The organism is Vibrio sp. V33_P6A3T137, from assembly GCF_009904835.1.
Classification (GTDB): domain Bacteria; phylum Pseudomonadota; class Gammaproteobacteria; order Enterobacterales; family Vibrionaceae; genus Vibrio; species Vibrio metschnikovii.
Map to the genome: position 1 here is coordinate 1 of NZ_WXWK01000057.1, position 18,050 is coordinate 18,050.

22 protein-coding genes are annotated in these 18,050 nt (G+C 49.2%); all 22 read right to left on the minus strand.

Going from position 1 to position 18,050, the window contains the following annotated elements; genetic code table 11:
* On the minus strand, nucleotides 1-4,277 hold a 4,277-nt coding region (locus CAG60_RS05400; RefSeq protein WP_161438457.1), incomplete at its 3' end, for a phage tail tip protein J-related protein.
* Between the two features lie 2 nt (nucleotides 4,278-4,279).
* Nucleotides 4,280-4,834, minus strand: a complete 555-nt coding sequence (locus CAG60_RS05405) for a DUF2163 domain-containing protein (protein WP_161425847.1) — start codon at nucleotides 4,832-4,834, stop codon at nucleotides 4,280-4,282.
* Nucleotides 4,831-5,424: a hypothetical protein gene (locus CAG60_RS05410; RefSeq protein ID WP_161425848.1), complete on the minus strand. Its 594-nt coding sequence runs from the start codon at nucleotides 5,422-5,424 to the stop codon at nucleotides 4,831-4,833. The genes CAG60_RS05405 and CAG60_RS05410 overlap by 4 nt, the downstream gene beginning before the upstream one ends.
* A complete protein-coding gene (locus CAG60_RS05415) occupies nucleotides 5,424-7,607 on the minus strand; it encodes a hypothetical protein (RefSeq protein ID WP_161425849.1) in 2,184 nt (727 codons plus the stop codon). Before CAG60_RS05415 ends, CAG60_RS05410 begins: the two co-directional genes overlap by 1 nt.
* 214 nt (nucleotides 7,608-7,821) lie before the next feature.
* A complete protein-coding gene (locus CAG60_RS05420) occupies nucleotides 7,822-8,172 on the minus strand; it encodes a hypothetical protein (RefSeq protein ID WP_161425850.1) in 351 nt (116 codons plus the stop codon).
* A 6-nt stretch (nucleotides 8,173-8,178) separates the two neighbouring features.
* Nucleotides 8,179-8,628 (minus strand): phage tail protein, encoded by a 450-nt coding sequence (locus tag CAG60_RS05425; protein WP_161425851.1) that lies wholly within the window; start codon nucleotides 8,626-8,628, stop codon nucleotides 8,179-8,181.
* A gap of 9 nt (nucleotides 8,629-8,637) precedes the next feature.
* Entirely contained in the window at nucleotides 8,638-9,012 is a 375-nt protein-coding gene (locus tag CAG60_RS05430; protein ID WP_161425852.1) for a hypothetical protein, read from the minus strand.
* Complete coding sequence (locus tag CAG60_RS05435) at nucleotides 9,009-9,443, minus strand: HK97-gp10 family putative phage morphogenesis protein (RefSeq protein ID WP_202598522.1); 435 nt, start codon at nucleotides 9,441-9,443, stop codon at nucleotides 9,009-9,011. The genes CAG60_RS05430 and CAG60_RS05435 overlap by 4 nt, the downstream gene beginning before the upstream one ends.
* A gap of 2 nt (nucleotides 9,444-9,445) precedes the next feature.
* Nucleotides 9,446-9,799 (minus strand): phage head closure protein, encoded by a 354-nt coding sequence (locus CAG60_RS05440; RefSeq protein WP_161425853.1) that lies wholly within the window; start codon nucleotides 9,797-9,799, stop codon nucleotides 9,446-9,448.
* Nucleotides 9,796-10,131 carry a head-tail connector protein gene (locus tag CAG60_RS05445; RefSeq protein ID WP_161425854.1) on the minus strand — a complete coding sequence of 112 codons (336 nt, stop codon included), beginning with the start codon at nucleotides 10,129-10,131 and terminating at the stop codon, nucleotides 9,796-9,798. Before CAG60_RS05445 ends, CAG60_RS05440 begins: the two co-directional genes overlap by 4 nt.
* A gap of 2 nt (nucleotides 10,132-10,133) precedes the next feature.
* Nucleotides 10,134-10,310, minus strand: a complete 177-nt coding sequence (locus CAG60_RS05450) for a hypothetical protein (RefSeq protein ID WP_161425855.1) — start codon at nucleotides 10,308-10,310, stop codon at nucleotides 10,134-10,136.
* Nucleotides 10,311-10,373: 63 nt separating this feature from the next.
* A complete protein-coding gene (locus tag CAG60_RS05455; RefSeq protein ID WP_161425856.1) occupies nucleotides 10,374-11,681 on the minus strand; it encodes a phage major capsid protein in 1,308 nt (435 codons plus the stop codon).
* 12 nt (nucleotides 11,682-11,693) lie between these two features.
* Nucleotides 11,694-12,365 (minus strand): S49 family peptidase, encoded by a 672-nt coding sequence (locus CAG60_RS05460; protein ID WP_161425857.1) that lies wholly within the window; start codon nucleotides 12,363-12,365, stop codon nucleotides 11,694-11,696.
* A 194-nt stretch (nucleotides 12,366-12,559) separates the two neighbouring features.
* Nucleotides 12,560-13,732, minus strand: a complete 1,173-nt coding sequence (locus CAG60_RS05465) for a phage portal protein (protein ID WP_161425858.1) — start codon at nucleotides 13,730-13,732, stop codon at nucleotides 12,560-12,562.
* The gene (locus tag CAG60_RS16500) at nucleotides 13,732-13,902 is read right to left on the minus strand and encodes a hypothetical protein (RefSeq protein WP_202598523.1); all 171 of its coding nucleotides are present in this window, start codon (nucleotides 13,900-13,902) and stop codon (nucleotides 13,732-13,734) included. The genes CAG60_RS05465 and CAG60_RS16500 overlap by 1 nt, the downstream gene beginning before the upstream one ends.
* A 2-nt stretch (nucleotides 13,903-13,904) precedes the next feature.
* Complete coding sequence (locus tag CAG60_RS05470; protein WP_161425859.1) at nucleotides 13,905-15,632, minus strand: terminase large subunit; 1,728 nt, start codon at nucleotides 15,630-15,632, stop codon at nucleotides 13,905-13,907.
* Between the two features lie 3 nt (nucleotides 15,633-15,635).
* Nucleotides 15,636-16,088 carry a phage terminase small subunit P27 family gene (locus CAG60_RS05475; RefSeq protein ID WP_202598524.1) on the minus strand — a complete coding sequence of 151 codons (453 nt, stop codon included), beginning with the start codon at nucleotides 16,086-16,088 and terminating at the stop codon, nucleotides 15,636-15,638.
* 121 nt (nucleotides 16,089-16,209) lie between these two features.
* On the minus strand, nucleotides 16,210-16,500 hold the full coding sequence (locus tag CAG60_RS16585) for a hypothetical protein (RefSeq protein WP_202598625.1): 291 nt from the start codon (nucleotides 16,498-16,500) through the stop codon (nucleotides 16,210-16,212).
* Complete coding sequence (locus CAG60_RS16820) at nucleotides 16,431-16,802, minus strand: HNH endonuclease (protein ID WP_161425861.1); 372 nt, start codon at nucleotides 16,800-16,802, stop codon at nucleotides 16,431-16,433. Before CAG60_RS16820 ends, CAG60_RS16585 begins: the two co-directional genes overlap by 70 nt.
* Nucleotides 16,803-16,982: 180 nt before the next feature.
* On the minus strand, nucleotides 16,983-17,168 hold the full coding sequence (locus CAG60_RS05485) for a hypothetical protein (protein WP_161425862.1): 186 nt from the start codon (nucleotides 17,166-17,168) through the stop codon (nucleotides 16,983-16,985).
* Nucleotides 17,165-17,659 (minus strand): hypothetical protein, encoded by a 495-nt coding sequence (locus tag CAG60_RS05490; RefSeq protein WP_161425863.1) that lies wholly within the window; start codon nucleotides 17,657-17,659, stop codon nucleotides 17,165-17,167. The genes CAG60_RS05485 and CAG60_RS05490 overlap by 4 nt, the downstream gene beginning before the upstream one ends.
* Nucleotide 17,660: 1 nt before the next feature.
* Nucleotides 17,661-17,966 (minus strand): phage holin family protein, encoded by a 306-nt coding sequence (locus tag CAG60_RS05495; protein ID WP_161425864.1) that lies wholly within the window; start codon nucleotides 17,964-17,966, stop codon nucleotides 17,661-17,663.
* Between the last annotated feature and the right edge of the window lie 84 nt (nucleotides 17,967-18,050).

Genomic DNA, 18,050 nt, shown 5'->3' on the forward strand with positions numbered 1-18,050 from the left:
GCTTGCGCTAGCGACTGCTCTGCATCTGTCACAACTTGCTCAAGTGACGCTATCCGCGCTTTTTGCTCTTCTGCTATCGATGCTTCAAGCAGCGCGGTCGACTCTGCAAGCTCTGACTCAGCTGTGCTTTTTACTTCATCAATGCGACTGATGAGTGATTGATTTTGCTCACTCATCTGCGACTCAAGCAGCTGCTTTGCTTGCGCTAGCGACTGCTCTGCATCTGTCACTACTTGCTCAAGTGACGCTATACGCGCTTTTTGCTCTTCTGCTATCGATGCTTCAAGCAGCGCGGTCGACTCTGCAAGCTCTGACTCAGCTGTGCTTTTTACTTCATCAATGCGACTGATGAGTGATTGATTTTGCTCACTCATCTGCGACTCAAGCAGCTGCTTCGCTTGCGCTAGCGACTGCTCTGCATCGGTCACCACTTGCTCAAGTGACGCTATCCGCGCTTTTTGCTCTTCGGCTATCGATGCTTTTAGCTCAGTGCTCGACTCAGCTATGGCTTTAGCATTGTCTGAGCTGACTTTATCTAAACGTATCAGCGATGCTTGATGTTCATCTTTTGCTGCAAAAAGCTGCAAAAGCGAGCGAGCATGACTGCTTAACTCGTCACTGTGCGCATTGATTTTTTGCTGAGCGTAAGAGAGCGAGATTTTCTCTGTCTCGTACTCACCGGTGCGAATGTAGTCTTGAAAGCTGGCCATGAGCTGATCATAGCCTTTGGCTTTATCGCCTTTGTTTTCAAGCTCGGTCACACTAAAAACGGTTTGCGAGATCTCCCCTGCCAAAGCATTAATTTTTTGCTCGGCAGCGTTGAGCTGGCTCGCTTGCTCGCTAAGCTGGTCGTTGGTACTTCCTGGAGCTGCGTTATAAGCAATGACTAAGCTAGTGATCGTTGATTCGCTAGCATCAATCCATTGCTGAGCTGCGTTGGCTTTTTCGACCGTTTCGCTATCATCAAGTTGCTTGAGCGTTGCGCTGATCTTGTATGTTGCATCAAAGCCATCGATTTCTTGGCGAACGTCAGTCAGTTTGAGCGAATTTTCGTTCCAGTAGTCCTGCGTGACATAGACTGACCAGCGCGCATTTGCGGCATCAAGCTCCTGCTCTGCCATCGCTAGACGATAAGAGACGTCTTGCAGCTGTAGCTCAGCGGCGGATGGTTTGCCGATTTCGATACTGTCAATCTCAGCGTCCATATCAATACGCAGAGAGGTGACTTCTCCCGTCCAGCCGTCGCTTACTGACAGCTTGACGAGCACGAGCTCAAAATTATCAGTATCGCCAGGATGTTTGATGACAACATTTTGCGCGCCGCCATTCCAGGAAAGCCGGCCATTTTGACTGGCTTTTAAGCGCAAGCGTAGCACTGGGTTTTCGTCCGCATTAAACGCAATGTTACTGCGCTCAAACTGGTTGCCGATGATCGTTGACGATGCTTCGACAAATGTTGCTCCGGTCCAACCTTCTGCGCCCGAATTGAACTGCCAGCTGTAAGCCGGTGTAATCGCATCTAATGCGCCCGAAACGATTTCGCTCACTTCTGAGTAAGAAGCTTTTTGCGAGATTTTACTCGCGTTAAGCTCAATCGCCGCCTTAGCTTCAATCAGTTGCTTTCCGGTTTCAGTTTCTAAGCGCTCTATCTGCTGAGCTGTGATTGCGACCGTGGCCGCAACGCCGTCGATCGCAAGTTGAGCTTCGCTGTATTTGGCTTCTGTGTACGCAAAAGCGCGATTAACAATGATGCCAGTTTCGGGATTGCGATAAACGACAGCATCAACCAGCGTTTCACCTTCTAGCAATCGGCGTTCATGCTCTTGCATAAACGCTTGCATCGACGATGCCATCGAAAACGAGCTCTTCGATAGATCCTGAGCTGTTCTTGATAGCGAGCTGAGCTGAATATTCACGCTTTCTGCTGTGCTTTTTAGCTCATCACGCACATCGTCGATAGTGATCGCGCTGTCATTGAATCGCTGATCAACTTCATCGCTCAGCTCTGATACCGAGTCACGTATCGCTTGCGACTCTTGCTGCGCCGCTTTCGATACTGCATCAACTTCATCACTTAGTTCTGATACCGAGTCGCGTATCGCTTGCGACTCTTGCTGCGCCCCTTTTGATACTGCATCAACGTCATCGCTCAGCGCTGATACCGAGTCGCGTATCGCTTGTGACTCTTGCTGCGCCGCTTTCGATACCGCATCAACTTCATCGCTCAGCTCTGATACTGCATCGCGTATCGCTTGTGACTCTTGCTGCGCCGCTTTTGATACTGCATCAACTTCTTCGCTCAGCGCTGATACTGAAAGATCCAGCTTCTCATCGATCGATTCGATGGATTCATCAAGCGAATCAAAGTGGTTGTTTAAATGCTCATCTAAGATGTCGCGAGTGATCTTGCCGTCGAGAATATCCAAAATCACCGACGCGTCATTGGTCGTAGTAGCTGTGACGGTTTGAAAGCGACTTTGGCCAACAGCATTGACAGCGCGAACTTGGAACTGGTACTCAGTGTCTGGTGAAAGCCCTTCGAGCTGCCATGCAACGCCACGGCCGCGCAGTTCGCCATCAAACCAGAACTCGTACTCTGTTCCCCACGCGAGGCTTTGCGACCGTGGCCGCAAAATGACGTAAGTGTTACCCGCGTCCACTTCGACAGTGAATTCCGCGCTCGGCGCAGTAATGTCAGCGTCAAGCACAGACCAGCCGGATGCGGCCACGGCCCCAATCGCGCGGACCGCAAACGTGTAGCGACCGCTAAGCAGAACTGGTACATCAATGAAGTTCAATTTGGTGTTTTGCTGCCAAATCACTTCATCATTTCCGGTGATGCGTACATCGTAGGACTCAATGAATCCCGCTGGCGAAGACCAGCTCAGGCGACCGACGCTTTGCGTGCTTTCCGAGCGCGCAAAAGAAAGGCCGCTAGGAGCGGCCACTTGGTTTGGGTTCGGAAGTTGAGTGTTTGGGTAATCTGGCTTCGGCGGCTTAGGGTGCCACAGATAGTTGCTGTCTTGATATTCAACTAGCTTGAGTTTAACGTCGCGCTCTGTGTACTCAATTTCGCGCACAGAGAAAGGCTTTGCTTCCCAGCCACGAAGCTTTGACTCGAACGTGACAACGTCCATCTCTTCAAGTTGTTCGCCGACAAAAAAGTTAACCGACACATTGAGCGTCATGCCGTTTCGGCTTTGACGGGCCAACACCTCAGCGTATTGATGCGCTGATTTGTAGTTATCGATGCCTTCGACCGTTTCCTCTTTGGTCAGTGGGACGTAGTTGTCTTCTGCTAGCCACTTGTCATGTAATTCGCTTCCCTGGGCAGGGAAGGTGATCTCGTTGATTTGATAGTTATTTTCTTTATCGGGATAGCGGATTGTGACTGAGTTGTAACGCTCATTGATATTAACTGAGCTAGTGCTCATGCCAGATGTTAGCATGCTCTCTGCAATGTGCATCACCGCGTCTTTTTGTCTGTCGATTTCAACGCGCAGGCCGTTTTGACCTTCGATTAAGTAACCACGGCAGGTTTGCAATAGATCGCGGACGTTGTCCATGAGCGGTGCATCTGTGCTTAGCACGATGTTGCATTCAAACAAGCGCTGCTCATCAACGACGGTGTTGCAAAGATTGCGCATCGTCGCGTTAAAGTCATCGTCCCAATCTTGCTCGCTAAAGCTGCACCCGTAATCCGCGTTACAGAAATAATCCTTGAGCGCTTCGATGGGGTTAGCGCTGCGCGCAGTGATTGTTGATTTAAACTCAGGGCGGCCTTGCGGATAGCGTTTGAATTCTTTATCCATGACGAGCTTGACGTAAGTCACGGCAACGCCACAAAAGCGCATGTCTTTCATGTCATCTGGCGCTTCAGCATGAAACCACGCTGGCATGGTTTGGTCTTTATGACCAAGGCAGTGCTCGATGCGCTGGCCATTGCCGCTGCCGCCGAATGAACCGAACTGCGTGTAGGGCAGATCGTCAAAATGCAGATTGCTTATCGAATCGACAGGACCAACGCCCCATACTAAAATTGCGTAAAACGTTTCGTTGGGGATATCTTTTTCAACGACATCTTTAACGCCTTGATAAACGATGCACGGCGGGACGCGGCGCGTGCCGTAAATGATATCAAGTGGCTCATCGGTACCAAAACGATTAACGCCGATGCCAGCGCGGCCTTGGTTTTGCTGCTTGGCCGCTTTTTTGGCCATGCGATACGAATAAGCACTGGCGGCTATCGCGACAACTGCGAGTACGATCTGAAACATAATTAACCGGCTCCGGCTTTACCAGCCCAATAAATGGTCTCTGCGGCCTTGGCCGCGTGTTTGAATGCATCGTCATCTGGATAGCGACGATGATGGGATTTTGGCGTTGTGCGCCACGCGTTGACGCGCTCAAATTCAGCCCATCGCGAAGCGGCTTTGAGCTGGATTGTGGCATCTTTGTCGTTATCTGAGCGGCCCGTGACTGAGCCGCGCCACACTGACTCTAAATGCAGTATGTCGTTGCTTTCCGACAAGTAAGCGCGATGAATGCTCACGCGTCGTTTATACACGTCAGTACCAAGGATGGTTGCCGTGATCGCGGCGTTGGACATAGCAAACGAGAACGTCACCTCGCCGACGCGCATTTCTGCGTGCCGGCTTAATGAATCTAATCCGATGAACTCGCCCGATGAGCGATAGTTTTTTCCCTGATGCTCGATATCAAAGCCAACATCAGTGAAGTAAAACGGGGTATCTAGCTCAAAACTGAGCAAGTGAGCACGTCGGATAATGCCTGATTCGAGCATATCCAGCACGGCTTTGGGATAAGTTTTCATAGCAGCTCGATAAATGACAGTTCAACAGATTCAACAAAGCGAGTGCCGGCTTTTAAGCCGAACTCTTGAGGCCGCGAGCCTGGCTTTAAAATCAGCGCGAATTCAGCGCCGTTGGCATTCAGCACTGTGTTATTAACCGCCCTTTTCAATGGGCAATTAAGTTTAACGGTAGCCATGCCTGCGTTGTTGGTGTTGACGTTGTTCATCACGCGATACACTTTTGTGTGATTCGCAAACGTAATAAGATCGCCCCGCTGCAAAAAAAACGCATTAGCCGGCGCGCTGTAGATAACCACTTCATAGCTTCCAGCAGCCGTTTCTGTGCAGTTGGCAACGCCGCCAACGCCAGCGATGTCGCTGATAATCGGTGGCTTCCACTTAAACGGTACCGCGCCGCCGCGCAACTCTTCAACCAACATCCAAAAATCGTTTAGCTCTGTGTTGCGGTCAAGCTTCACTGAGCGATAAGTCAGCTCAAACCGATGGCTCTGCATATCAACGATGTTGACATGCAGGTTTGGGGACTGATTGCTGTGAGTTGGATAGTGCGTCGCGAGCGTGGCTTCTTTGCAGTAATCAGTCCAGCCCATCAGAATTTTTCTCCCATGTCGTTTTTCACCATTTTCACGGCGTTATAGATGGTTGAGCGGTGGTTGAGGATCAGATCATCCATGCCCCGCGCATCCAACGCGCTGAATTGAAAGTGTTGATGGATGTCGCCAGAATTAGACGCCGAACTTCCTGAACCTTGGATTTTTTGCGCCAACTGAATGACGGCGGCGTGAAGCGCATCCGTTCGATCAGCTTCCGGTCTGGTTTGTACGCGCTGGCCCTGATCAAGCAACCACGTTCCTTCTTTGGGGATTCGACCATTGGCAAAGCCACTTGAACCGTCGTGAGACATCCCAGCAAGCGCAGTTCCTGCTGCAATGCCAACACTGGCGTAACCCATGGCGCGCACAGATTCGGCGTAGTAAGGAGCAAGAGGGAAAGCGGCAAGCGCTTTGGTGTAAGCTTCATTAGTCGCAACAATCATTGACGGGATGGCCGCCGCTTTTTGAGCGAAAAACAGGGTTTTATAGAGCTTGCTTGACTCTTGGCCACCGTTTTTAAGCATGTCGGTTGTGAGCGACATTTGCTGCTGAGTAAAACCCAGTAGCTCCATGCCAACGCGCTGTTGATGCTCTGCGCGCTTTTTCGCTGATTCTTTTTCGATTTCGCTTAGTCGATCTTGATGATCTTGCCAGAGCACTTCGCGGCCCATGAAGTATTGCTCTTCAAGCTCTTGTTGCAGCGCGTGATTGTTTTTCGCCGCAGCGTAAGCGTCAGCAAAGTGATCAGCGAGCTTGGCCATTCTGTCTTCATAAGCAAACTCTTCGCGCAAAGCGTCAGCTTGCTGTCCAGCAGCATTAATTGCGATGCGGCGTTGCCAGTCCTGTGCAAATTGCTCGTTGGCTTTTTTAAAAGCGAGGACCGCTCGATCTTCTTTCTCTTCTCCGTCAATGCTTGGTAGCTGCATGCCTGAATTTTTGTTAACACTCGCAGCGTAGTCTTTCGCAAGCTGATCAAACTTGAGTTTAGTGTTTTGATACCAGGACTCGATACCCTCGGAAGGCAAAGGCTGGCTTGCAAGGGTTTGCAGCTCCCAAATTGCCTGATTTAAATCTAACTTGGCTTGGTTTGCGCTGGCAACGTCGAAAAGTTCGGGCGCTTGAAAGCTGGTCATTTGATACAAACTGGCTGCCATCTCTGCCGCTGTATCGCTAAATCTCGATGCTATGTTAAGCGACTCTTGCAGCGGCCAAATCACAGCTTTGACGATCATCTCGCCAAGAGAGATAACGCCATCAGTGACCGCTTGCAGGCTGATCATTGCGCCAATTTTAAAACCAGTAACCGCAACTTCGAGCGACTTAACAATAAGCTCTACGCCGCGCCAGCCGTCGGCAAGATAGCCAACGCCTGTGACCATGATGCCAAGGCCATCGGTGATCATCTGGTTCATGCCGCCGTATCGAGTAGACATTGCCAAAAACTCATCAGCAAGCCCCGCCATTACTGGCGCTAGCTCAATCGCAATATTTTGCTTTAGCGCTTTAGTAAGAGAGTTAACTCTAAATAACGAGTCGTTGGCCATCTCGATTTTTGCAGCGTCAATGCGAGACAGCGTTAAGCCTAATTGATCCGCTTCTGCGGCCATCTCGTTTAAGCCTTGAGAGCCGTTGGCCAACATGTTGACCATGGCTGCACCTTCGGTATCAAAAAGATTAACGGACAATCGCAAACGATCAGACTGATTCTCAACGTTCTGCATTGCATCAGCAATCCGTTTCAGCTGTTCATCGGGTGTCAACTGATTGAGCTCTGCTGCATTAAGATTCAGCTCTTTGATTGCTGCCGCTGCTGCTCCGGTTCCTTGAGCAGCCTCCGACATGCGGCGCGTCATACGCTGCATGGCGGTATCAAATTTCTGCTGACCTACTCCCGTCAGTTCGCTGGCATAACGATACTGGGTGAGCGCTTCCGTACTAATACCGATGCGGTCAGCAAATTTAGCGGTTTGATCGATAAGTGATGATTGTTGTTTATAGATGAGCCCTAATGCCGCCACGTTTGCCGTTGCTGCTCCGGCGGAAGCTTTGGCAGCGATGGCAAAAGAGTTGCTAACATGACTAGACCAGTCTTTTGATTTCTTTTTCGACTTTTCTAGCTCGCTGACAAATTGTGCGGAGTTTGCGTAAAGCGCAACGGTGAGTTTTGCTATATCAGACATTACATCATCATCCTTTCGCACTCGGCTATTTGTTCTTCAAGATCTGACAGCTCAAGCAATGAGCTGTCATCGTCTTGTCCGTATTTGATTTGCAAGTAAGCGCGCCAGAGCGCCAAGGTTTCGCTATCTAACGTTTTGTAGATAACAAAGGGGTCAATGACGCCACCGATGTGCTCAGCGAGCTCAAAGCAAAAGAACAGGAGGGGATCATCTTTTAGTCTTTTTTTGCGTCAGCTTCCGATGTCGCACCCATAAAGTTGAAACTCATGAGTTTGTCGACCGCGTCTTTCAGATCTTCGTGATCGTAAATCTTGATAATTTCATCCGGCGTGACCGATTCACTAAGTGGACGGCCATCTTCATCGATGATCGAATCAAGCACCAATGATGCTGACGCTTGCACAGCTGCGTCGCCATTGTCTGACGTTTGTGCTTTAACAAACGCTTGATTGTAATGGGCAAGTAATTGAGCGCTAAGGCGGCGAGCAAGAAATGTTTCGCGCAACAGTTGAAGCTTAACAGGCGGCTTTGGCGCTGGGGTAAGTAATTTGTTCTTGATTGACATCGGTTGTTATTCTCCGCTTTCTGCAATGATTCCGCGCTTAATGCTGTTCTGTTTACCGGCAACTGATAGCATCATCGGCTTGCCTTTTTCGAGCTCTTTGAGCTCCCACCCGCCAAGAGCGATGACCATTTCAGCCCAGCGACGATTTGGAAATTCAACATAAATAATTACCGCTTCGTTTCGATCGGCTTTTTCAAGCAACCAAGCTGTGTTTTCATCGGTTGGATCGTCAATCAGAACCCACTCTTTATCGGGCGCTTCGGGAGTGTCCGCTATAAACTTTGGCTCGACATCAATAAGGCGATCAACTTCAACAAAGCCGGATTTCTTTCCTGTTGTACCAATCGCGTTCATGTCTTTAAGCAGCTTTCGTGATTCAGGGGTGTCAATTTCGGCGCAATAAACCTTGGTTCCGGATGGCAGCTTGGCGTACTTAACGGGGTCTTTAGGGGTCATGTCGATTCCTCAATGGTAAAAGACAAAGTCTCGGTTAAATTGGTACTCATCACCGCTTAGCCACTGATCAAAGCCGCCGCTAAAAGTAATGAGCTGGATGTGGTATTCATTTTCGGTCAAGGGGTTAATCGCGCCATTGAAGCTGTCTAGACGCTTAAAAACAGCATCAGCGAGTGCTTTTCCTTTTTCCGCGTCGCGGTGATAAATCGTGATGCTGTAGCTATCTTCACGAATCCCCGTGCGGGCGAGATTGGCTTCAACGATGCCAGGAGAAATGCATCGATAGACGATGGCGTTATCTGCATCATCTGGCCTTTTCAGCCAGTAGCATTCCAGCCCAGTTAATTCACTTAACCAGGCATTTAAGGCTTGCTCTAGATTCATTTTGCTTGTTTCTTAATGGCTTTTTGAATTTCGATAGCCAGCACGGTGCGGAACGTACTGACCACGCGGTGACGGTTTTCAAACAATGCGGGACGGATAAACGGTTCGGCTACTTGCTTTTGGGTACCATACTCTTGAGCGATAGCCTTTTGGCTGTGCTTTTTCGATGGACCAACACGAGTCGTCAGAGCGTTATTTTTGCCGCCATGCTTACTGTCTAGTTTTTTGGTGGTGATCTTGATGCTGTCGCGCATGTGCTCACCATCTATCGATTCATTATCGTAACCAGCGCCCATGGCCATAGCAAACTGCACCCCGCCCATGGCTTCACGACTGGCTTTGCGTAAGGTGCGCAATCCGGCCTTTTCGCCAATGTCGTTGAGGGCTTTTTCAAGCTCTTGTAAACCCGATACATCCCAACTCTCTATCATCGTTATTCCTCCCCCTTTATCGGTGGCGGCGTTGATTTTGGATTGGCAACCGCGTCAAGAATAAGCTCTTGGCGGCGCGGATCGGAATCGTTGACACCAGTAATTTTCATCCAGCGTCCGCGCCAGTGAAGCCAGTGATCGGGCTCGATGTTTTCACGCCAGCGCAACCGCCATTGATAAGTGTTCTCGGGGCGCTCTCGGTCGTTGCCAGCGTTTTGGCCGCTGGCGTTTGCGATGAGCTCTGCCCAGGGCGAGGCTGACTTAACGAGTTCAACCGTGGGCGCTCCGCTTCGGCTTTTGCCTTTGGTCGCGCGATACAGGGTGATGCGTTGGTTGAGTTTGCCGGCTTGCATCATATTTCCACCATTCGAAACGGATCGAGCAGATACTGAACTCCGAGTGGAATCACTTTCAAGTTGTCTTCTGTTGTGGCTTCCCGATTTGCGTAGAAGTGCCCGATTAACAGCTTGATTGCTAACTTAATAGGCTCATTGACAACCATTGAAAATCGGGGAGCGCTTTCATCGGCGTCCATATCTTCCTTTGACGCATACAGCTTCCGGCATAGCTCTGCAGATACTGTTTCTGTAGCTGCGGCACAAAGGCTGGTTAGATGAACTTTGAGCTTTTCGTCAATATCATCTTCTTCAAGCCTTAGCTGTCCCGCAATTTCGGGAAGGCTTAACATGCTTACTCCTTGCTGGTTTCTGTTTTGCTATCTTTTTTCTCGATGGTCTTGTTGGCGATGGGTTTTGCGATGCCTTTTTTAATTAGCTCATCTGCAGTGCTCTGATCGAATCCGGCATTATCTCCGGGATAATAATGTGACCATGGCTTAATGAATGAGACTACTTTTTGCTGTGACATATCATCACTCCTTAAATGGAGCGCAGGGCTTCCTGCGCTATTTGAAAGACAGAAAAACGGAGGTTACTCGATGCCCCATTTAATGCCGGTTGCAATAGAGCAGGCCTTATCATGGCGGAGACCGAAGTCATGCTCAGCAATGATTCGCATCACTGTTTGATCTCGACTGAATGCGCTAACAAGTTCGTCACCGTCTTTGTATGTAGCATCGGTAGAAATGGCAATTCGATACATCATGGTGTCAGCAATCAAAACCTGGCTCATGTCGACAAAATAAATCTCAGACTCATTGCCACTATCGCCAAGGTTTTCAGGTAGCTGGTTAGTAAATTCCACTGGGAAATTCTTTAGCTTTCCTTGCGCAATCTCTGGATAAACTTTGTTTCCGTTTCCATCTCGTAGCGAGTCTAGAAAAGTGAACACTGACGGAGATAAAATCCAACCACAGCGAAGCATTGGAGCGTCTGACTTGCGTTGCTTGTTGATAAGGCTGTTTAAGAACGAATCAACAGCATGTAGGTCAGGTTTCGCTTTGTTAACATCAGCGGCTGAAGCCCGAATAATGTTGCTTTCGTGAGTTTGGTGGCGAAGACCTTTCGGCGAGTCGCCATCTCCGGTCGAGCGAAGAAATGCAGAATCTTCTGCAAGCGCGACTGCGTCAACAAGATCGTCTCTCACTAGCGCGGTTGCTTGATAGCTCGCTTGTCGAATTAAGTCATTCGAAACTGGCGTTAGCGCTGTTAGCTTTTTGGCGCTAAATTTCATCTGACCAAATGTGGGCTTGGTGGCTTTAATATCCGATCCTTCAGGCCCGTAGGTAGCTTGACCTCGCCCTGTTTTGCGGCCCATCGTCAAGTTTCCATTTGGCATAGGAAGAGAGCGCGCCCCCATTCGGCGAATGACCGTTCGCGGCGTGAGAAGTTCTATCATTTCATTTGAGTAGTCTTCGTGCACTAATACGCCGGCACTGTCAGGGGTCTGAGTGTCGATGGCTGCGGCCATATCCAGATCACCAAATCGCTCTTCTGCAAACTCAGCGGCGCGGGTGATGTCCCCGTTTGAAGCTGCAACACACATAACATATCGAGCAAACCCATCACCCGGCTTTTCTTCGCGTGGCTTCTGGATTCGCGATTTAATTTTAATTCCGGGAGCAACAGGGGTTGCAAGGACTGCGGCTGCTTGATTTGCTTTTTCTTGTCGTAAAATTTTTGCGTCAAGGTCGGTTACTTCAGCTTCAAGCTGATCGAATTCGGTTAGCATCTCTTCGCTCAGCGACTCTCCGGCCGATAGCCCTGCCTCTGCTTGAGCGATGGATTGAATGCGCTGAAGTTTTTCGGCGCGCTTACGGCGTAGCTCAGCTAATGTCATAGCTTTTTTCTCCTAGTGATTGAGTGCAATTGCTTTGGCACGACGGCCAATATTTCGGGTTGTGGGGCGGGTTGAAATAATTCTTGATAAAGCCGTTTTCGCATCCAAGACTTCATCAGCGAGTCCGGAACGAAGCGCTGAGTCGCCACTAAACAAACCAGCTTTTGTGTCGCGGATCGCTTGAGTGGTTAATCCTCGATAACGCGCAACGGCATCAACAAACATTTCATATTTTTCGTCGACGCTCTGCTGCAAAACTTTCAGAGCCTGATCGCTCAATGGCGCGTCTGGGCTAAGATCGGCTTTTCGCTCGCCCGCATAGATCGCGGTGATTCGAACGCCTGCTTTTTCGTTGGCTTCACTTCTATCGACGTGGTGAGCAATTACGCCGATAGAACCAACACCTGCTGTTCTCGGCAAAATAATTCGACTTGCTGAGGCAGCCATTAAAAAAGCCGCTGAATAAGCGGCTTCATTAACAATCGCGGTGACTGTCTTTTGTTTTGATGCTTGATGTATTCGCTCGGCTTGATCAAATGCGCCAGCAACCATCCCGCCGTGACTATTTATATCTAAAACGATTTCTTTTACCGAGTCATTGTTTAACGCGGCATCAATTTGTTGATCTATCTGTGCGTAGCTGCATAAGCCGGACATTGCTTGCAGTCCAGATGGTCGATGCATAAGCGTGCCTGTTATCGGTATGATAGCGATGCTTTTGCTTGGCTGTAGCGATGACGCTTCACCTTTGTGCACCGCTGAGCTCATATCGACATCGATACCCGATCTTAATAAACATAGGTTTATTAAAGTGTCGAACTTTGACTCACTAAGCATCACCGGCTCATTGAAAAGATGATTCGCAAGTAAAGAGGTTTTCATTGCTGGTCCTTTTTAACAGTAATGTTGGGGTTTGCGTATTCATCCCCGCCATCGTAAGGTGGCATGTTTTCTTTTCGACGCGCTTCATTCGGACTCATGATTCGAGCCGAAATTGCTGCTGAGTAGCCCTCCATTCTGGTTTTAAAGTCAGCTCTAACAATTGAATCCATAAGAAATTCGAAAAAATAGTCGTCTTGCTCATCTTCAAAGAGCAGTGAAACATTTAGCTTTTCTTCCCACCGAACACACCAGGGGTGGAGCGCGTTACTGGCGTGGGATTGACCTTGGTGTTCAATGTTTGAGAATGTTGCTTTGTCCATGACCGCAATGAGATGTGGGGCGACTCTCATAAATCCAGCCACTTCATATCTCTGGAATGTTCGAGTTTCTAAGAACTGGGCATCTTCGTGACTCAATGTCATTTCATGCACTTCCATATTCTCAGCCAGAACTGCAACTCGGTTAGATTGATCGACTCCTCGATGCCTTTCTTCCCAGTCATCACGGATTGCATCCTTGGCAATCTTACTGAGCTTTCCTGGATGCCGAAGCACTACGCCTGCTCTTGCGCCATTGCCAAAGAAAGCAGCTCCGTGCTTTTCAGTAGCAATGCTTAAGCCGATACTTTCAGCCATTAGTTTGACGAGAGAGAGCCCTATCTTTCCGTCCTTGCTTATCCCTCGAAGGTGAAAGACATCCTCGGCCGGAGCGATTCCGATTTTTTCGCCGAAATCGTAAAAAAGCTGGCCATCATCAGACTCTAGCACTTGAGTTGTGTCGGGGTTTTGCGGGATAAGCTCGACCGGAGTCTGTTTTGCATCGCGAACAATCACTGCATAGGAGTTGCCACGTAAAAGGGCATGAAGCTGCATTAGCTCTTTAAATTCAAAAGCGGTTTGATACCTGTTTGGCCTGCTTTTCATCAGCTTATAAAGCGGATGGTCACTAGCTCGCTCCCTTGAATCACCCTTTCGCTTGTAAAGGATAAGCGGCATTTTCGCCAAATCCTCGGTAATAACTCTGATGCAAGACAAAACAGCGCTGCATGTCAGTGCTGTGTCAGGCGTCACTCTGATGCCTGTTGATGTTGAGCTGCCTCCTCCAAAGAGGCTAAGTATATCTTCACTACTTTTATCCACGACTCCTTTTAAGGCCGAAAAAATAGCCATCACTCCTCCTCGTTGCCTTTGCTTTTGCTTGGTTTAACTTCAGCTTTTAATGCATAAATAAGCATCAGGAAGCCGCAGGCAATGAATCCAGCAGGTGGCCAAGCTAGCCAAAAACCGAAAGTTAATAGCCCTACCCCAACAATGCCGACGATGTCGATAAGCCAATTCATTTTTAAACTCCATAAGATTCATCTTCGTAGCAGGATCGCTCTTCGCCCTCGTCGAGCATTGCACGATAAACCGCCATGATTAGCGCGACAGCGCCATCTATTTTCTGATCTTTCTTGTCTTTTCTCGGAAACACATTTTCGTTTGCGTCTTCCTTGGACACGACGTTGGATATCATCCAGGTCAAGACAGGATTGCCATCGTGATGAAGTCTTCCTGATTTGAGTGCTGCTTCTAGTTCTTTCATCCCAGGTGATAAATGAGCGGTGGTTTGCGGTATTTTTACCGCCATCAACCCCTCGTCATTCAATTGCTGGGCAAGCTGGGCGCTATTCCAAGGGTCGTGAGGAACCTCTCTAACCATGTATTGCGATGCAAGCATTAGCACTTCGTCGCCCACCTCACCGAAATCAACTTCAGCGCCATCTGTTTGTTTTAGGGCGCTTCCATCGCTGTTCCTCCACTCAGTATTCACCCATCGCTGATAAAGCTTTGCGTTTTTCTGGTCTGAATCGAAAATGGTTTCTTCCGGCAGATAATGGCGGCTAAAACAGTAGTAATGCAGTAAGCCGTCGTCTTCCCATCTTGCAAAAAGCTGAACGAAAGAACAGACGTCCAACTTGCTTGCAAGATCGAGTGAAAACCAAGCTGGAACATCAGAAAAGTCGCTCATGCACAAGGCACGGTTTTCAGCGCGCTTCCAGTGCTCTAGGTTGAAGAACGCGGACGAACTGTTAACCCAGACATTCAGGTGTTTGGTTTTGAATATGTTGGCATAGCGCGGGTTGCGTATAGCCCTGCGCTGTTGGCTTGCCAAGTAATCGGCTTTCACCGATACACCAATATTTGGGTTTGCTTTAGCCAGCACGCTTGGGTCGGTCCAGTCGTCTCCCTCGTCGATCGTGTAGATAATCCCGAAAAGCTCGTCATCTTCCACGCTGCCTTCAAGCACTTTCACTACATCGTCGTGCAAGTCTTTACACGGCCCAGCAATGTTGGAACCAGCCGTGGTGATAACAAAAATTATCGGCTGCTCGCGCGCGCCCATCCCTGTTGCCATCGTGTCAAATAGCTCTGGTCCATCATGCTCGTGGTATTCATCCACGATTGCGCAATGGGGGCTGGAACCATCACCAGGGTCACCGATCACTGGTTCAAACACACTGCCGTCTGGACGTTCCAACTTCTTGGCCATGACATCAACCAGAAACGTGCGGCGAAAGTTTGACAAGGCTTTCACCATTAAGCGCGCAGGTTTGAACACCTCCCACGCTTGCTTTTCGGTTGTGGCGCCGCAATACACTTCGGCACCGTATTCACCATCGGGGCCAAAATTCCACAGGCCATTGCCTGCAGCAATAATACTTTTTCCGTTTTTTCGCGGCACTTCGACATAAACAGTACGAAATCGGCGGGTTTTGTCGCTCTTTCGTTCCCATCCATACGCAGCGGCATGGATAAACAACTGCCAACCCTCTAAGCAGATCCGGCGTTCTGCCAGTGGCTTTCGTGCCCACTCGCCTTTTGTGTGCGGTAGCAGCTGCAGGAACTTGCAGACTTTTTCAGCCTTATCTTTGTTGAAGCGGTACGGATACGCTTTGTCCTTGCTCTTTTCGAGATCGTCTAAGTGACGCTGACAAGCTTGAATCACATATTTACAAGCAATGATCCGACCGCTCACAATGTCCCGCGCGTATTTCGCTGCGGCACTTACGTTCGGATACTTGGCCATAAATCATCTCGATGGTAAGAATTCAGCGAATTCGTTGTCGCCTTCCTCGTTGCCGCCACCGCCGCCCCCAGTCATACGACGAAAAGACAGAGGATCTAAACCAAGCAAGCTACCGATGCGGACTAATGCAGACAGCGCATCTTGACGAACGTTGACGACAGGATTTTTTTTCGGGCCGCCCTTTGCGCTGTAAACTGTCATTCCACCCTCAGTAATGGCGGCTTCCGCTTCCAGGTATAAGGAGAAGCTGTTGCAGTACGCCATTAACAGGGGCAAGTGATCGACAGTAAGAATGCGGCGCTCAATCAATACTTTGGTTTGAGTTTTCCAAATAGCCACGGCGTTATCGTCTCGCAATTCATCCGGCGGCGGCGCTTTGGTCATCGCTTCGTGAGCGGGTGCCGATGGCAGTGTCGACTTGCCGCTTTTCCGGCCTCCGCCAGCTGCTCTCGTCATGATAAACCTCATCTTTGGTGACGTGTCACAACAAGGATCTAGCCGTGAAAAAAAAGATCCTTATTTATTGCACATAAAAATTGCCCTGGGGCTGCGGTCCTCATCGAAGAGGTCACAGAGATTAACCCCGCCCCCCTATGCGTGAGAACGGGAAAAGCAAGCGACCTAAAACACGCTTAACGCCTTTTCGCTTATGACTTTGACACCTACCTATGAGCACGCCTTTTTTGAGCGTCTCCTTTACTTTCTGAGCGTCTGGCTGGGTGCCAAAAGTCCAACAAAATAGAGCCATGGTTTTTAGATAAATAGGCACCCAGAACGCCACTTTTATAGGCAAAACGATCACTTGCTTGTTTTTTGCGGGCCTTTTTTCTTTTCTTTGGCCGTTTTTGTCCTGTGACATGGTGTACATTTAGCCTCTAAGTTATTTAGCTCGTCCGTTCCGCCGTGCTCTTTGGGTATGATGTGATCGACTTCATTGGCGGGGGTCGCTCGTTTATTGCGGCGACACTCTTGGCAAAGATACTTATCCCGCCTCAGCACAATAAGCCTGCGTTTATCCCAATCGCTGCCATAACCACGCTGATGACGGCTGCGACCAGCTTGATGCGTCTCCCATCCTGTGTGTCGGTGCTTATCGCAATAACCACTCTTATCAGTAGTTAAACCAGCGCAGTGTGGATGCTTACATGGTTTTGGTGTTCTCGGTGGCACTTTAGATATCCTTTAGATACTCAGTAAATACACAAAGGATATTAAAAGGGTCACCGCCGTAGGCACTGCTGTTTAATGGCCTAAGCCTGGCAACGCTCGACGACGTCGCAGATTCACTAGCATTCTTTGCCCTTGGCGGTGTTAGAACTGGCTTTAAGGCAGCCAGTAGCCTTGGGTCACTTATTTGTTTTGATTCAGATAGCGCTCAACCACTTCGACCAATTTGTCGTCAGTGGTTGTCTTGGTGTTTTTTGCATGAGCCTTTGCAACTGTAAGTAAAACATCGGTGACAGCTTCAGGCGTGAGCAGTCGAGCCGCCCAGTATGCCAAGAGATTTTTACCAACTTTAAAGAGAAAAACTTTCATTGCTGGCCCTCCTTTAATATTGACTTAGGAAACTTTTCGACAAACTCCGCTGGCGTTCCAGCACCAAGGTGCGTGTTGTAATGCTCTTTCCAGTAGCGGCCAAGCCCTTCAATATCATCGGGTGCTGGCAGCTTTGGCCTTGCGCGCAAGTAATGGACTCGACACATTGCCACGGCAAACTCAAGATTACTGATCAGCTGAGTTTCGTGGGGTCGCATGTTGTCGCCGAGGCTATCAACGCTTGCTAGTGATGTGACGCGATTAGACAGATCACGGCGATACGCCAGAAAATGAGTCCAGATGTCATGATAAGTTTCTGGCTCCATTTGTATCAGTCCGAGCGCTGGGCCGTTTGGTACTTGCTTTAAAAATCGGCCGAGACTTTCTTGGTAAATCGTGCCGAGGATTAGCCGCTCGGCTGATAGGCTATAAAGACCAAGCTTTTTGAGCGTTGGTCTGATCACAAGCTCACTTAGCTGTTTAGCATCCATATTAGTGTCCCACTATTTTGCTGAATTTTTGGGAAAACAACTCAAGGGCGCGCGAACCCATAAAGCCCGACGTGCCAACAAGAAAGCCTGTTAGCATTTCGGGCGAGCCCGCATATCTGCATAAAAAAAGAGTTAGCACGCCAGAAAACCCACTTACCACCACTTGCATCAGCGCCTCACGCCAAACAAACGACTTATTGTGTTTTCGGATGTGCAGTATATGAGCGACAACGCCGCCCCATAATGACGCAGCAAGAAAACCCGCCGTCGTTATCATGCTTAGTTGGTTTGGGTCTTTGTCTGGCATAGGCTTTGAAGTCATGAGAAGTGGAATAAAAAAAACCCGCCAGGAGGCGGGCGGGCTTGAAAATATATTTCAATAAACAACGTC

What these genes read in the sequence shown, in the direction of transcription:
- CAG60_RS05405 (WP_161425847.1), bottom strand. Translation starts at nt 4,834, where the DNA reads ATGAAAACTTATCCCAAAGCCGTGCTGGATATGCTCGAATCAGGCATT.
- CAG60_RS05410 (WP_161425848.1), bottom strand. Translation starts at nt 5,424, where the DNA reads ATGGGCTGGACTGATTACTGCAAAGAAGCCACGCTCGCGACGCACTAT.
- CAG60_RS05415 (WP_161425849.1), bottom strand. Translation starts at nt 7,607, where the DNA reads ATGTCTGATATAGCAAAACTCACCGTTGCGCTTTACGCAAACTCCGCA.
- CAG60_RS05420 (WP_161425850.1), bottom strand. Translation starts at nt 8,172, where the DNA reads ATGTCAATCAAGAACAAATTACTTACCCCAGCGCCAAAGCCGCCTGTT.
- CAG60_RS05425 (WP_161425851.1), bottom strand. Translation starts at nt 8,628, where the DNA reads ATGACCCCTAAAGACCCCGTTAAGTACGCCAAGCTGCCATCCGGAACC.
- CAG60_RS05430 (WP_161425852.1), bottom strand. Translation starts at nt 9,012, where the DNA reads ATGAATCTAGAGCAAGCCTTAAATGCCTGGTTAAGTGAATTAACTGGG.
- CAG60_RS05435 (WP_202598522.1), bottom strand. Translation starts at nt 9,443, where the DNA reads ATGATAGAGAGTTGGGATGTATCGGGTTTACAAGAGCTTGAAAAAGCC.
- CAG60_RS05440 (WP_161425853.1), bottom strand. Translation starts at nt 9,799, where the DNA reads ATGATGCAAGCCGGCAAACTCAACCAACGCATCACCCTGTATCGCGCG.
- CAG60_RS05445 (WP_161425854.1), bottom strand. Translation starts at nt 10,131, where the DNA reads ATGTTAAGCCTTCCCGAAATTGCGGGACAGCTAAGGCTTGAAGAAGAT.
- CAG60_RS05450 (WP_161425855.1), bottom strand. Translation starts at nt 10,310, where the DNA reads ATGTCACAGCAAAAAGTAGTCTCATTCATTAAGCCATGGTCACATTAT.
- CAG60_RS05455 (WP_161425856.1), bottom strand. Translation starts at nt 11,681, where the DNA reads ATGACATTAGCTGAGCTACGCCGTAAGCGCGCCGAAAAACTTCAGCGC.
- CAG60_RS05460 (WP_161425857.1), bottom strand. Translation starts at nt 12,365, where the DNA reads ATGCATCGACCATCTGGACTGCAAGCAATGTCCGGCTTATGCAGCTAC.
- CAG60_RS05465 (WP_161425858.1), bottom strand. Translation starts at nt 13,732, where the DNA reads ATGGCTATTTTTTCGGCCTTAAAAGGAGTCGTGGATAAAAGTAGTGAA.
- CAG60_RS16500 (WP_202598523.1), bottom strand. Translation starts at nt 13,902, where the DNA reads ATGAATTGGCTTATCGACATCGTCGGCATTGTTGGGGTAGGGCTATTA.
- CAG60_RS05470 (WP_161425859.1), bottom strand. Translation starts at nt 15,632, where the DNA reads ATGGCCAAGTATCCGAACGTAAGTGCCGCAGCGAAATACGCGCGGGAC.
- CAG60_RS05475 (WP_202598524.1), bottom strand. Translation starts at nt 16,088, where the DNA reads ATGACGAGAGCAGCTGGCGGAGGCCGGAAAAGCGGCAAGTCGACACTG.
- CAG60_RS16585 (WP_202598625.1), bottom strand. Translation starts at nt 16,500, where the DNA reads ATGTACACCATGTCACAGGACAAAAACGGCCAAAGAAAAGAAAAAAGG.
- CAG60_RS05485 (WP_161425862.1), bottom strand. Translation starts at nt 17,168, where the DNA reads ATGAAAGTTTTTCTCTTTAAAGTTGGTAAAAATCTCTTGGCATACTGG.
- CAG60_RS05490 (WP_161425863.1), bottom strand. Translation starts at nt 17,659, where the DNA reads ATGGATGCTAAACAGCTAAGTGAGCTTGTGATCAGACCAACGCTCAAA.
- CAG60_RS05495 (WP_161425864.1), bottom strand. Translation starts at nt 17,966, where the DNA reads ATGCCAGACAAAGACCCAAACCAACTAAGCATGATAACGACGGCGGGT.